This is a genomic window from Aeromonas sobria, from assembly GCF_006243315.1.
Taxonomy (GTDB): Bacteria; Pseudomonadota; Gammaproteobacteria; order Enterobacterales; family Aeromonadaceae; genus Aeromonas; species Aeromonas sobria_A.
The window spans coordinates 35,080-47,509 of sequence record NZ_NKWE01000046.1 but is presented as its reverse complement, the minus strand read 5'-3'; the positions used below and the strand labels follow the sequence as shown (position 1 = coordinate 47,509).

Annotated in this window: 11 protein-coding genes; 5 read left to right on the top strand and 6 right to left on the bottom strand. The window is 60.9% G+C overall.

The window, feature by feature from the left end; all coding sequences use genetic code 11:
* Positions 1–133 precede the first annotated feature (133 nt).
* Positions 134–1,678, top strand: a complete 1,545-nt coding sequence (lnt, locus tag CF137_RS16105; RefSeq protein WP_139720277.1) for an apolipoprotein N-acyltransferase — start codon at positions 134–136, stop codon at positions 1,676–1,678.
* A gap of 67 nt (positions 1,679–1,745) precedes the next feature.
* On the opposite strand, the gene nqrE is transcribed toward lnt, so the two are convergent.
* The 5 genes from nqrE to CF137_RS16080 form a co-directional block, all read right to left on the bottom strand.
* On the bottom strand, positions 1,746–2,345 hold the full coding sequence (gene nqrE, locus CF137_RS16100; RefSeq protein ID WP_139720275.1) for an NADH:ubiquinone reductase (Na(+)-transporting) subunit E: 600 nt from the start codon (positions 2,343–2,345) through the stop codon (positions 1,746–1,748).
* 200 nt (positions 2,346–2,545) lie between these two features.
* Positions 2,546–2,938: a hypothetical protein gene (locus tag CF137_RS16095; RefSeq protein ID WP_162515961.1), complete on the bottom strand. Its 393-nt coding sequence runs from the start codon at positions 2,936–2,938 to the stop codon at positions 2,546–2,548.
* Between the two features lie 261 nt (positions 2,939–3,199).
* Positions 3,200–4,381 carry a MerR family transcriptional regulator gene (locus CF137_RS16090; RefSeq protein ID WP_139720273.1) on the bottom strand — a complete coding sequence of 394 codons (1,182 nt, stop codon included), beginning with the start codon at positions 4,379–4,381 and terminating at the stop codon, positions 3,200–3,202.
* Between the two features lie 156 nt (positions 4,382–4,537).
* Complete coding sequence (gene recJ, locus CF137_RS16085; RefSeq protein ID WP_139720270.1) at positions 4,538–6,274, bottom strand: single-stranded-DNA-specific exonuclease RecJ; 1,737 nt, start codon at positions 6,272–6,274, stop codon at positions 4,538–4,540.
* Positions 6,234–6,884, bottom strand: a complete 651-nt coding sequence (locus CF137_RS16080) for a disulfide isomerase DsbC N-terminal domain-containing protein (protein ID WP_101321126.1) — start codon at positions 6,882–6,884, stop codon at positions 6,234–6,236. Before CF137_RS16080 ends, recJ begins: the two co-directional genes overlap by 41 nt.
* 317 nt (positions 6,885–7,201) lie before the next feature.
* On the opposite strand from CF137_RS16080, the gene mscL reads away from it, so the two are divergent.
* Positions 7,202–7,609 carry a large-conductance mechanosensitive channel protein MscL gene (gene mscL / locus CF137_RS16075; RefSeq protein ID WP_042022829.1) on the top strand — a complete coding sequence of 136 codons (408 nt, stop codon included), beginning with the start codon at positions 7,202–7,204 and terminating at the stop codon, positions 7,607–7,609.
* Positions 7,610–7,684: 75 nt separating this feature from the next.
* Here the strand turns inward: mscL and xerD are convergent, their stop codons facing one another.
* Positions 7,685–8,584 carry a site-specific tyrosine recombinase XerD gene (gene xerD / locus CF137_RS16070; RefSeq protein ID WP_139720267.1) on the bottom strand — a complete coding sequence of 300 codons (900 nt, stop codon included), beginning with the start codon at positions 8,582–8,584 and terminating at the stop codon, positions 7,685–7,687.
* 249 nt (positions 8,585–8,833) lie between these two features.
* On the opposite strand from xerD, the gene fldB reads away from it, so the two are divergent.
* The 3 genes from fldB to CF137_RS16055 all read left to right on the top strand — a co-directional run bounded on the left by fldB (position 8,834) and on the right by CF137_RS16055 (position 12,296).
* Complete coding sequence (gene fldB / locus CF137_RS16065) at positions 8,834–9,352, top strand: flavodoxin FldB (protein ID WP_139720265.1); 519 nt, start codon at positions 8,834–8,836, stop codon at positions 9,350–9,352.
* A 203-nt stretch (positions 9,353–9,555) separates the two neighbouring features.
* The gene (locus CF137_RS16060) at positions 9,556–10,956 is read left to right on the top strand and encodes a TldD/PmbA family protein (protein WP_139720262.1); all 1,401 of its coding nucleotides are present in this window, start codon (positions 9,556–9,558) and stop codon (positions 10,954–10,956) included.
* Positions 10,956–12,296, top strand: coding sequence for a TldD/PmbA family protein (locus tag CF137_RS16055; protein ID WP_139720260.1), 1,341 nt, complete (start codon positions 10,956–10,958; stop codon positions 12,294–12,296). The genes CF137_RS16060 and CF137_RS16055 overlap by 1 nt, the downstream gene beginning before the upstream one ends.
* Positions 12,297–12,430: the final 134 nt, after the last annotated feature.

Genomic DNA, 12,430 nt, shown 5'->3' with positions numbered 1-12,430 from the left:
GTGTGAAACAACGCCCCGACCTCGGGGCGTTGTGCTATCTGCAACCGGCATCGAGGCTCGCCGTTGCCCCGCTTACAGGTTAAGATACCGGCCATTCGACCCCAGTTGCACACCAAGACGAGCACAATCGCCCGTGAAATCATCGCCCGTTACATCAAGACTCCTGTTAAGCCTCAGTGCACTGGCCTGTGGCGCCATCGCCGTGCTGGCCTTCTCCCCCTTCGGCTACTGGCCGCTGGTGATCCCCTCCCTGCTTGGCCTCTACGCCCTGCTGGACAAAGCCACGCCGAAACAGGCCGCCTGGCGCGGCTTTGGCTACGCCATGGGACTCTTTTTGCCTGGCCTGTGGTGGATCCACGTCAGCATGACCGAATTTGGCGGTATTCCGCTGCCGGTCGCCTTCGTGCTGCTGGCCGGGCTCTCCGCCTATCTGGCGCTCTACCCGACGCTGGCTTGCTGGGCCTTCGCCCGCTTCTTTGGCAGCCGTCACTGGAGCCGCTGGCTGCTCGCCTTCCCGGCCCTGTGGTTGGTGGCTGACTGGCTGCGCGGCTGGGTGATGACCGGCTTCCCCTGGCTTTGGTTTGGCTACAGCCAGATCGATGGCCCCCTCAAGGGCTTCGCCCCCATTCTCGGGGTGCAGGGCATCACGCTGGCGCTGTTGTTGTCCGCCTCCGCCATCTGGCTGGTGTGGAAGTCCCGCTCCCCGCTCTGGCTGGCGGTACCCGCCCTGCTGGTAGCCAGTGCCCACGGCCTGATGCAGCTCAACTGGGTCACCCGTGGCGAGCCGGTCAAGGTAGCACTGGTGCAGGGCAATATCGCCCAGTCCCTCAAATGGGATCCGGAGGCGCTGGCCCCCACGGTGCGCACCTATCAGGATTTGAGCCGCGAGAATCAGGATGCCGACATCATCGTCTGGCCGGAGTCGGCGATCCCGGCCATCGAGAAGGCGATGGGCCCCTATCTGGAGAATCTGGACAAGGCGATGAAGGTGAACGATACCGGCCTGCTGGCGGGGATCATCCACTACGACGAGCAGCAACAGCGCTTCTACAATACCGTGCTCGGCATGGGGGTGCAGGATGCGGATGGCAAGGAGTCCTACTTCTACAGCCACCCCAACCGCTACAACAAGTACCACCTGCTGCCCATCGGCGAGTTCGTGCCGTTTGAAGATCTGCTGCGCCCCATCGCCCCCTTCTTCAACCTGCCGATGTCCTCCTTCAGCCGGGGTGACGAAGTGCAGCCCAACCTGATCGCCAAGGGGCTTAAGTTCGCCGCCGCCATCTGCTACGAGATCATCTTCCCGGAAGAGCTGCGCCGCAACGTCAATGCCGATACCGACTTCCTGCTGACCGTCTCCAACGACGCCTGGTTCGGCACCAGCATAGGCCCCTGGCAGCATATGGAGATCGCCCGGATGCGTGCGCTGGAGCTGGCTCGTCCGCTGCTGCGCGACACCAACACCGGCATCACCATAGTCACCGAGATTGATGGCAGCATCATCGGCCAGATCCCGCAGTTTGAAGCGGGTGTGCTGCGTAGCGAGGTGCGTCCCGCCCACGGCGAGACCCCCTATATGCGCTTTGGCAGCTGGCCCCTCTACGGCCTGACCGTGCTGCTGCTGGGTCTGGCACTGGCGCTACGCCCCAAGGCCCACCCCTGGGCCCGCGAGCTGTAATGGCCACCCGCAATCTCTGATAACAAACGAGGCGCCCGCAGGCGCCTCGCTTTTTTCTGTCATCCCCTCACAGAGATATGCCGGAAAAGGACATAAAGCCGAGGGACATCAGCCCCGCCACAATAAAGGTGATGCCAATGCCCCGCAGCCCCTCGGGGACATCGGCGTACTTCAGCTTCTGGCGCAAACCGGCCATGGCGACAATGGCCAGCAGCCAACCGAGCCCGGAGCCTGCGCTGTAGACCAGCGCCTCGACGAAATCGTAATCCCGCTGCGCCATAAACATCACCCCGCCGAAGATTGCGCAGTGCACCGTCAGCAGCGGCAGGTAGATGCCGAGCGCCTGATAGAGGCTTGGGAAGTACTTGTCGAGCACCATCTCCATCACCTGCACCAGCGCCGCCAGCACCCCGATGTAGATGATGTAATCGAGAAATCCCAGATCGAATTCGCCGAAAAAAGTACTGCCTGCCCGCAAGATATGACGGAAGATCAAATTGTTAAGAGGAATGGCGATCACCATCACCACCAGGATCGTCATGCCAAGGCCAAAGGCGGTGTTGATGTTCTTCGAGACTGCCAGAAAGGTACACATCCCCAGAAAGAAGGCCAGGGCGAGGTTCTCGACAAAGATCGAGTGAATAAACAGGTTGAGGTAGTAGTCCATAGGGTGTGCTCACCAGGTGTTTGCGCAAAGAGAAAGTCTGCCTCTGGCCGATGGCCAGCAGCATGGACAAAGCAACAGGAAGCGCGGACGCAGCACCGGACGATAGACCGCAAGCAGCAGGTGTCAGCCTGCCCCGTCAGTCAATCAGGAACGTTAAAAACCGTGTGAAAACGTGGATGGGCGCCCGCCAGCAGGGTGAGCTAGTCGCCGTGACAGAAGCGAAATTGCAGATGGTGGCCGAACAGTTGCCGCTTGGGCAGATAGCCAAAGTGGCCGCAGGCCTGCCTGACATAGATCAGCGGCACAAAGAACAGCAGACCGCAGAGCAGGCCGAGGATGTCGTGCTGGAACCAGGCCAGCACCATCTGATAGCGCTCGGAATGGGTGGCTCCTTCCAGCCGCCGCCCTTGCTCGAAGTTGAGTCGCCACTGATTGCCCGGCAGCAAGCCGACCGTATCGACCAGACGCAGGTCGAGCGGGTCTTGCAGTGCCATCCCCGCCATCGACGCAGCAGATGGTCCCTGCGCAGATACGCTCAGCCCCGCCGCGGCAAAGGCAGCGAGCCACAGGATGCAGGCGATGACGAATGCCATCGCACCCTGCTGTATGCGGCTTGGGGGTAAGCGACTGGTGAGAGGCAAGGACCGGCTCCTTCAAGAGATGACAGGAATGCGGGGGTAAATATATCACAGACCCTCGCTTTATTGGATTTTGAGATTTACCTCTTCAACCAAATCAGCACCAAACACTTAATTATCACTGAATTCGGCATTTAAAAACCCAAACAAAAACGGGGGAGCATCTACTCCCCCATCTGGTCACTGGTTCACCCTCAATGGCGGCAGCCATCCTCTTCACACTGCCTGCAGGCAGCAGATCACATAGCCGTAACTGCCCAGATATTGGCGGTGGATGGCCACTTCCCGGCTCAAGTCCTGCCAGGCGGGGCTATCCCCCAGCTCGGCGCGATAGCGCGCCAGATTGACCTCGATGGGGGCCAGATAGTTGTTCCATGCGCTCATCGGCAATGGGGTGTGTGACAAGCAGCGGTAGCCGGCCCCTTGCACCGTCTCAAGCAGGCCTGCCAGCGTCTGCATGGCGGGATAATCCTGCTGCCAGAATGCCAATGCCTCCTCGGGCGGGTTATCGGTCAGCCAGACCGCATCACTCAGCACGATGCAAGCCTGCGGGCTTGCAAGCAGCGGACGCCACGCCTTCAGCGCATTGGCAACGCCCATCACGTAGGCACTCCCCTCCGCCCAGATGAGGTCGGCTGGCGCCAGATCGTCCGGCAGTGCCGCCATGTTGGCGCAGAGGGTGGAGACATGCTCAAAGCCCGCCGCACGGGTGGAGTGCGCCACGGCGGCCAGTGCCTCCTCTTCCAGATCGATGGCCACAATGGCGGCATCGGTCACCTGAGCCAGCGCCATGGTCGAGGCCCCGCGCCCGCAGCCCATGTCGAGGATCCGGCGAGGCCGGATGGGCAGCGCAGCAAACTGCTGTTGGGTGAAGGCGCGATCCCCCGGCCCCCAGTAACTCATGCCATCCAGCAGCTGGATAAAATCTTTGATGTAACGCTCGTGTTCATTCATGTCTTTGCTCAACCATTGCAAGTGGTAGCGATCTTTCTCGCTAAAACCCTGTTTCATCACCCACGCGAAGTAGGCCTCTGGCGCCTCGCGCTGCAGTTGCAACTGCCACGCCTTAAATGCGTCGCCGGAGCTCGGGCGCAGCCCTGCCAGATCCGCCAGCAGATCCCGGGCGCGCTGCATTTGCGCAAGCTCATCATCTAGCTCCCTGACTCGGGCCTGCAATGCCGCCTGATCTATCTCGCCAGCCAGACAGGCGAGGCACTGCCTGAGGCTGAGACCACCTGCCTGCAGGGCCTGCACCATCTGCAGCCGCTGCAGATCCCCCTCGTCATAGTGGCGATAGCCGTTGGCGGCCCGGGTGCCGGCAATCACCCCCAGCTTCTCGTAATAGAGCAAGGTGGAGCGGGCGAGGCCGCAGCGGCGGGCCAATTCGGATATTTTCATGACAATCACTCACGGTGCGGGCCCTCAGGTGACCCGATAGAGACGAGCTTAAACTGTGAAGCTATAGACGGGTCAACGCCCTTTCCAGACATCCGCCAACAAAAACGGCCACCCGAGGGTGGCCGTCATGATCAGCAGAACAGTGTGGTCGTCAGACTAGAGACCGGCAGCCTCCAGATGCTCCACCAGCAGCTGCACGCTGCGGTTGCCGCGCCACTCGTTGACATCGAGCCGGTAGACCAGCCGCACCCGTTTCACCGAGGCATCGGGCCAGCGCTTGAGATCGACGCCAAAGGCGATGGCATCCACCGCATAGCCAGAATCTGTGGTCAGCATCAGCTTGAGGTGCTTCTCCCCCACCAGCCGCTGCTGCACCAGCACAAATTCGCCGTCAAACAGTGGCTCGGGAAAGGCCTGACCCCAGGGGCCGGAGGCGCGGATCAGCTCCGCCAGCTCGAGGTTGAGCTCATCTGGCAGCAGTTCGCCGTCGGTAAGCAACACCCCGGTCAGCAGCTCCGGCGTCACCAGCTCGCTGATGACCGCCTCGAAGGCGCGGCCGAAGGCCTCGATATTGGCCTTGGCCAGGGTCAGCCCCGCCGCCATGGCGTGGCCGCCAAACTTGCCCATCAGCCCGGGATGGCGGGTGTCGAGCAGCTCCAGCGCATCGCGCAGGTGCACCCCGGGGATGGAGCGGCCGGAGCCCTTGAGCTCGCTCTCGCTACTCTCGGCAAAGGCGATGACCGGGCGGTAGTACTGCTCCTTCACCTTGGAGGCCACCAGCCCCACCACTCCCTGATGCCACTCGTTACGGTGCAGCACTATGCCCGACGGCACCTCACCATCGCGAAAACGGATCTGTTCCAGCGTGGCAAGCGCCTCCTGCTGCATCCCCTGCTCGATCTCCTTGCGCTCCTGATTGAGGCTGTCCATCTCGGAGGCAAGCTGGCGCGCCAGATTGAGATCATCGCTCAGCAGGCAGGCGACCCCGAGGGACATGTCATCGAGGCGGCCCACCGCGTTGAGGCGCGGCCCCAGCGCAAAGCCGAGGTCGGCGGCGGTGAGGCGGCGCCCATCGCGGCCCGACACATCCACCAGCGCCTGAATACCGGGACGGCAGCGCCCGGCCCGGATCCGCTGCAACCCCTGATGGACCAGAATGCGGTTGTTGCCGTCGAGCGCCACCACGTCGGCCACGGTACCGAGGGCCACCAGATCGAGGTAATCCGCCACATTGGGGGCGCGCAGCCCTTGCCGTTCGTACCAGCCGAGCTGGCGCAGGTGGGTGTTGAGGGCCGCCATCAAATAGAAGGCTACCCCCACCCCGGCCAGCGACTTGGAGGGGAAATCGCAGCCATGCTGGTTGGGGTTGACGATGGCATCGGCGTCAGGCAGCTCTTGACCCGGCAAATGGTGATCGGTAACCAGTACCTGCATGCCAGCCGCCTTGGCCGCCGCCACCCCGGCGATGCTGGAGATGCCGTTGTCCACCGTGATCAGAAACTCGGCACCGCGGGCCACCGCCAGCTCGACGATCTCGGGGGTGAGGCCGTAGCCGAACTCGAAGCGGTTGGGCACCAGAAAATCGATATGATGACCGCCCATGGCGCGCAGGGCCAGCACGCACAGAGCTGAACTGGTAGCGCCATCGCAGTCAAAATCACCGACGATCAGGATCCGTTTCTGGGCTGTCAGGGCATCCGCCAACAGCGGCACCGCCTGCTCCATGCCATAGAGGCGCTGGGGCGGCAACAGCTGGCTGGCGCTGCGCTCCAGCAGGGCGGGATCGTCTACGCCACGGCTGGCGAAGATTTGACGAAGCAGGGGATGCAGGGTGGCAGGCAGATGGGAATCATCAACTTTCGGACGACGACGAACTTGCAGGGGCTTCGGCATAGTTATCCAGTATTTTTAGCAATTGCTCAGGGCTTTGGTAACCGCGAACCAGATTCCCGTCAGAGGAGACCCAGGCAGGCAATACCTTGACCCCCAACCATTTGCTCAGGCCAATATTTTGAATAAGGGTCTCACTACATTCCTGTTGAGGCAAATAAGCTTTGAAAGGCGCATGTTGCAACAAGGGGTCGCTGCACCAGTCGGCAGCCTGTGCCGCATGCTCAATCACAGGATACAGCTCGACACTGATCCCTAATGCCTGCAGATGTTGTAACGTCGGAGCCAACTGCCGTCTTCTCGCCTCATGTTCACCGAGAAACAGCGCGACTCGATGACGCTCGTCCGGAGCCTTAAGCACAATGGGCGCATAACTCACCTGAGACAAACCCAGTCGACGCTGCTCGCGCAGGCCTGAAACGGTCAGATTTTTCATGTCATGGGCCATATCCAGCATGATGCCCTGAACAACGTAGTCCCCTTTGGCATCGCTGTAGAGTACCCCCTGGGAAGTGCCCAGCATGTATAACCCGCTAATCGGTGTCTGCTCCACCAGATAGACAGCTATCCCCAACCGGGTTGAGATGACCTCTTTCAAGGCGTGGGGATCCATCCCGGCCCTGGCACAAAATGTGAACAGTAGCATCATTCCCAGTAGTAAATACTTCACTGGATTACTCACATGGTATGAATGAATTGACCCCGCAAAGTACAGCAGCATAGTTTGTTATTCAATCTGCTAATCACCAAAAAATTAATACTCGGCTGTACCAAAAAATAATGGCCCGCTGATTGCCAATCAAAGCCAACCCCAGCAAGCTAGTCACGACGACAGGAATAACGCGGCCTCGCCTCCGTTTTCCTGATAAAGGCAGCGTCTCCTGTTCAGGGGCAACCCATGCGCTATTTTGTTTAATTTCGGAGGATATTATGAGTTTGATTCAAGAGTTCAAAGCCTTTGCCGCCCGCGGCAACGTGATCGACATGGCGGTGGGTATCATCATCGGTGCCGCCTTCGGCAAGATTGTCTCCTCTTTTGTCGGTGACGTGATCATGCCACCTATCGGTCTGATCCTGGGTGGCGTGGACTTCAGCGACCTGGCGGTCACCCTCAAGGCTGCAGAAGGAAGCACACCCGCAGTGGTCATCGCCTACGGCAAATTCATCCAGACCATCATCGACTTTTTGATCATCTCCTTCGCCATCTTCATGGGGCTGAAGGGGATCAATACCCTCAAGAAGAAGCAAGAAGAGGCGGCAGCGCCGGCAGGCCCGACCAAGGATCAGGAGCTGCTGAGCGAGATCCGCGATTTGCTCAAATCCCAGCAGGGGAAATAAGCGCAATTTCCTGTCGTGTAATGCCAAAAAACCGCCTGCTGGCGGTTTTTTATTTCGGCAAACCCGCACACCGGCTCAGGCTCTGGGATGATGTTCACCGTGCAGCGCCTTGAGTCGCTCGTTGGCCACATGGGTGTAGATCTGGGTGGTGGAGAGATCCGCGTGGCCCAGCAGCATCTGCACCACCCGCAAGTCGGCGCCGTGGTTGAGCAGATGGGTGGCAAAGGCGTGACGCAGGGTATGAGGTGACAACTCACCATGGATGCCCGCCCGCAGGGCATAAATCTTGATGCGGTGCCAGAAGGTCTGGCGGGTCATCATCTGCGCCCGCTTTGACGGGAACACCACATCCGAGCTGGCGCCCCCCAGCAGCAGGGTGCGGGCCTCCCGGTAGTAACGCTCCAGCCAGTGCATCGCCTCCTCCCCCATAGGTACCAGCCGCTCCTTGTTGCCCTTGCCCACCACCCGCACCAGCCCCTGACGCAGGCTGACATGCTCGGCAGTGAGCCCCACCAGCTCGGAGACCCGCAGCCCGGTGGCGTAGAGCAATTCGAGCATCGCCTTGTCCCGCAGCTCCAGCGGGTCATCCACCAGCGGCGCAGTCAGCAGCGCGTTCACCTCGGCTTCGCTGAGATCGGAGGGCAATTTTTTCGGCAGCTTGGGCCCCTCCAGCAGCACGGTGGGGTCATCGCTGCGCAGCTTCTCGCGGTTGAGATACTGATAAAAACGTCGCAAAGCCGACAGGAAGCGGGCGGTGCTGCTGGCCGCAAACAGGTGATCGACCCGCCAGGCGAGGTAGTGCTGGATCTCGTCCATCCCCGCCAACAACAGAGAGCTGCCGTGCTCGTCGAGCCAGAACGAAAATTTTTCCAGATCGCTGCGATAGGAGCTGACCGTGTTGTCAGACAATCCGCGCTCAAGCCAGAGGGCGTCGAGGAAGGGTTCAATCAGGGGATGGGGCAAAGGCTTGCTCATGGTGCGCTGTAATCAGGGGGTCGATGGCCCATTGTAACGCGCCAACTCCTTGCAAAGACAAGGCACTTTCATTGGAAAGATAAGGCCCTGTTGGCAAGCCCCTTGCCGGGCGGTGAAGGTCGAATGGCAATCTGCTAGACTGACCCCTTCCCTTACGTCACCCCTAGTGTTGCCCACATGGCGTCGTCCACACGAGCAAGCGAGAAGGCGCCAAAAGCAAGCGAGAAAGCGCCAACAGAGAGAAGAGCGATGAAGATTGGTCTGTTTTACGGTTCCACCACCTGTTACACCGAGATGGCTGCCGAGAAGATCCGCGCCCTCATCGGCCCCGAGCTGGTGGATATTCACAATATCAAGGATGTCTCCCTGCGCCGGATGGAGGATTACGAGATCCTGATCCTCGGCATCTCCACCTGGGATTTCGGCGAGCTGCAGGAGGACTGGGAGTCCCGCTGGGAAGATATCGTTGATCTCCATCTAGAGGGACGCATCGTCGCCCTGTTTGGCCTCGGTGATCAGCTCGGTTATGGCGAATGGTTCCAGGATGCCCTCGGCCTGCTGCACGATCAACTGGTGCCAAAAGGGGTCAAGCTGGTGGGTTACTGGCCCAACGAAGGGTACGAATTCGATGCCTCCAAGGCACTGATCGACGATGGCCGTCACTTCGTCGGGCTAGCGCTGGACGATGCCAATCAATATGACCAGACCGATCCGCGCATCGAACAGTGGGTCGAGCAGATCCTGAGCGAAATCCACGCCCTGCTCTGACACCTTCTTCCTCCTGCCCGGGTGGCCACTTGCCCTGTGCTATGGCCGCCCGGGCGCAGTTATCGCACCGATTTTCTCAATCGGTATCATCGCGTGACCCTATAGCGACTTTTTTGTGCTGGTCTGCAACAATGGGCTCGACATCCCATAACAATCAGCGCCGGATGTCGGAAGCAAACGGACAGACCAGAAAAGGATATTCTATGACTCCATTCTCCCTGTTGGCCCCCGCCATCGCCCGTGACGTGCTCGATCACGCACTGGCACTGGGTGCCGATTTCGCCGAGCTGTTTGTGGAGCGCAAGCGCCGCAGCCAGCTCAGCCTGCTCTCCAGCCAGATAGAGAACATCAGCGGCGGCCTCGATTTCGGCATCGGCGTGCGCCTCTGCTACGGCTACAAGGTGCTCTATGGCTACACCAATCTGGCCAGCCGCGACGAGCTGCTGCGCATTGTCACCCTGCTGGCGGCCAAAGACAGGCGCGACCCGGTAGTCACCGCCACCGCCTTCGATTTCACCCGCCTGAGCGATCGCAACCCGGTGGCGCTGCCGCTGTCGGCCGACAAGCTGCTGGAGCAGAAAATTGCCTACCTGCACGCCATGGATGCAGTGGCTCGCGCCGAGAGCGGCAAGGTGAGCCAGTTCTCCGGCAACGTGCTGGGCTGGGAGCAAGAGGTGGAGATCTTCAACAGCGAAGGGCTGCAGGTGAGCGATCGCCGCCACTACAACCGTATCATGGCCCAGACCATCGCCATGGCAGGGAGCGAGCAGAGCGTCGGCTACGAGGCCCCCGGCGCCCTGATGGGCTGGGAACATACCGAGCGCATCGATCCCCGCGAGCTGGCCCTCACCGCCACCCGTCAGGCGCTGGTGAAGCTGGGTGCCGCTCCCTGCCCGAGCGGCACCCTGCCAGTCATCATGGAGAACGGCTTTGGCGGCGTCATCTTCCACGAGGCGTGCGGCCACCTGCTGGAGACCACCTCAGTGGCCAAGAAGGCCTCGGTCTTCCACGACAAGATGGGCCAGCTCATCGCCAATCCGGCGGTCAGCGCGGTGGATGAAGGCTTGCAGGGCAACGCCTGGGGCTCCATCAACGTCGATGACGAGGGGATGGCGACCCAGCACACCCAGCTCATCAAGGATGGGGTGCTGACCGGCTTTCTGGTGGACAGAATGGGCGCCCTCAAGACAGGTTATGCCCGCACCGGCTCGGGTCGGCGCGAATCGTATAAGTACGCCCCCACCTCGCGCATGCGCAACACCTATATCGAACCGGGCAACCACAGCCTCGACGAGATGCTGGCCACAGTGGAGCACGGCATCTACGCCAAAAAGATGGGCGGCGGCTCGGTACAGCCGGGCACCGGCGAGTTCAACTTCAACGTGCAGGAGGCCTACCTCATTGAGCATGGCAAGGTAACCAAACCACTCAAGTCGGCCACCCTGATCGGCACCGGCCCACAGGTACTGAAAGAGATCTCCATGGTGGGGCGTAATCTGGCGCTGGCCGCCGGCATGTGCGGCTCGGTCTCGGGCTCGGTGCCGACCTCAGTCGGCCAACCCGCCCTTAAAGTAGACAACATTCTGGTAGGAGGGAACGCCTGATGAGCGCCATCGACATGAATCAACTGCTCACCCGCCTGCTGGATAAAGTGGCCGATATCAACGCCGAAGCAGACATCATCGCCAATCAGGAGAAAGCCTTCTCCCTCAAGGCTGACAAGGGCGAGCTCGGGGAATACAAGGTCACCAGCAGCCAGCAACTCGGCATTCGCCTGATAAAAGAGGGCCGGGTCGGCATCGCCTACTCGGAATCCCTCGATGAGCTGGCGCTCGATGCCATGCTGCAAGACGCGCTGGATGCCAGCCGCTTTGCCAAGGTGGATGCGGATCAGCGCATCTCGGTGGCGGGCAGCCGGATCACCACCGACTGCGCCGAGATCAACCGACCCGACACCACGCCGGTAGAGGAGAAGATCGCCCTGGCCCTGCGCCTCGAATCAGACATGCTGGCCATGCCAGATGTCACCGGTGCCCCCTACAACAGCTTTTTTGAGGGGGAGAGTCGCCTCTGGCTCGCCAACAGCCTGGGCAGCCTCTGCCAGCACAGCGAATTCAGCGTTGGCTGCTACACCTCGGCGCTGGTGGAGCGGGATTGCCGCCAGTCGATGCACTCGCAAGGGCAGTATGGCCGCCGCTTCGACGAGCTCGATAGCCAGGCCCTTATCGGGCAGATCCATGCCATCGCCGATGATCTGCTGCCCGGTGAAGCGGTGCCAAGCGGTCGCTACAGCGTCATCTTCAGCACCAACTGCTTCGCCAGCCTGTTTGGCTGCTTTCAGGGGGTGTTGTCAGGCAAGTGGGCCCAGCAGGGGATCAACCCCTGGCGAGAGAAAGTGGGGCGGAATGTCGCCTCCCGCTGGCTCACCCTGGAGAGCCGGGTCTACATGCCGGGCGGCATGAACATCAAGGCATTTGATGGCGAAGGCGCTGCCACCTCGGATCTGCTGCTGATTGGCGAGGGGGAGCTGAAAACCCTGCTCCACAACAGTGCCACCGCCCGCCACTTTGGCGTCGCCAGCAACGGCTCGGCCGCCCGCGGTGCGCGCAGCGCCCTCGATGTGACCGCTCGCCATCTGGTATTTGGCGCCGGCCCCCACAGCGAAGCGGAGGTACAGAGCGGCGATTATCTGGAGCTGGTCAAGCTCGATGGCCTGCATTCGGGTGCCGATGCGGTAAGCGGTGACTTCTCCTTTGGCGCGTCAGGGTTCCTCTGTCGCAATGGCGTGCGGCTGCAGCCGGTGCGCGGCATCACGGTCGCAGGCAACTTCTACCGCCTGATCGGCGAGCTGGAAGCTGTAGGTGACACCCTGCACAGCAACGATGGCAAGGGTTTCTACGCCCCGCTTATCCGTTTTGGCGGTCTCAGTGTCGCGGGCAAGTAATCCCGTCCATCAATAAAGAGAGGCGCCTGATGGCGCCTCTCTCTTATTAGCAATTAGATTAGGGTGTCGATGCCACTGGAGAAATGGACGATTACGCTGCGCTAATCGTCCCTACCGGTCGGTATATGAACCTG

Bases quoted from the DNA above. Each gene is read 5' to 3' on its own strand.
- nqrE (WP_139720275.1), bottom strand. From the start codon at position 2,345: ATGGACTACTACCTCAACCTGTTTATTCACTCGATCTTTGTCGAGAAC.
- recJ (WP_139720270.1), bottom strand. From the start codon at position 6,274: ATGCCGAAGCCCCTGCAAGTTCGTCGTCGTCCGAAAGTTGATGATTCC.
- fldB (WP_139720265.1), top strand. From the start codon at position 8,834: ATGAAGATTGGTCTGTTTTACGGTTCCACCACCTGTTACACCGAGATG.
- mscL (WP_042022829.1), top strand. From the start codon at position 7,202: ATGAGTTTGATTCAAGAGTTCAAAGCCTTTGCCGCCCGCGGCAACGTG.
- CF137_RS16055 (WP_139720260.1), top strand. From the start codon at position 10,956: ATGAGCGCCATCGACATGAATCAACTGCTCACCCGCCTGCTGGATAAA.
- CF137_RS16080 (WP_101321126.1), bottom strand. From the start codon at position 6,884: ATGGATCCCCACGCCTTGAAAGAGGTCATCTCAACCCGGTTGGGGATA.
- CF137_RS16095 (WP_162515961.1), bottom strand. From the start codon at position 2,938: ATGGCATTCGTCATCGCCTGCATCCTGTGGCTCGCTGCCTTTGCCGCG.
- CF137_RS16090 (WP_139720273.1), bottom strand. From the start codon at position 4,381: ATGAAAATATCCGAATTGGCCCGCCGCTGCGGCCTCGCCCGCTCCACC.
- CF137_RS16060 (WP_139720262.1), top strand. From the start codon at position 9,556: ATGACTCCATTCTCCCTGTTGGCCCCCGCCATCGCCCGTGACGTGCTC.
- xerD (WP_139720267.1), bottom strand. From the start codon at position 8,584: ATGAGCAAGCCTTTGCCCCATCCCCTGATTGAACCCTTCCTCGACGCC.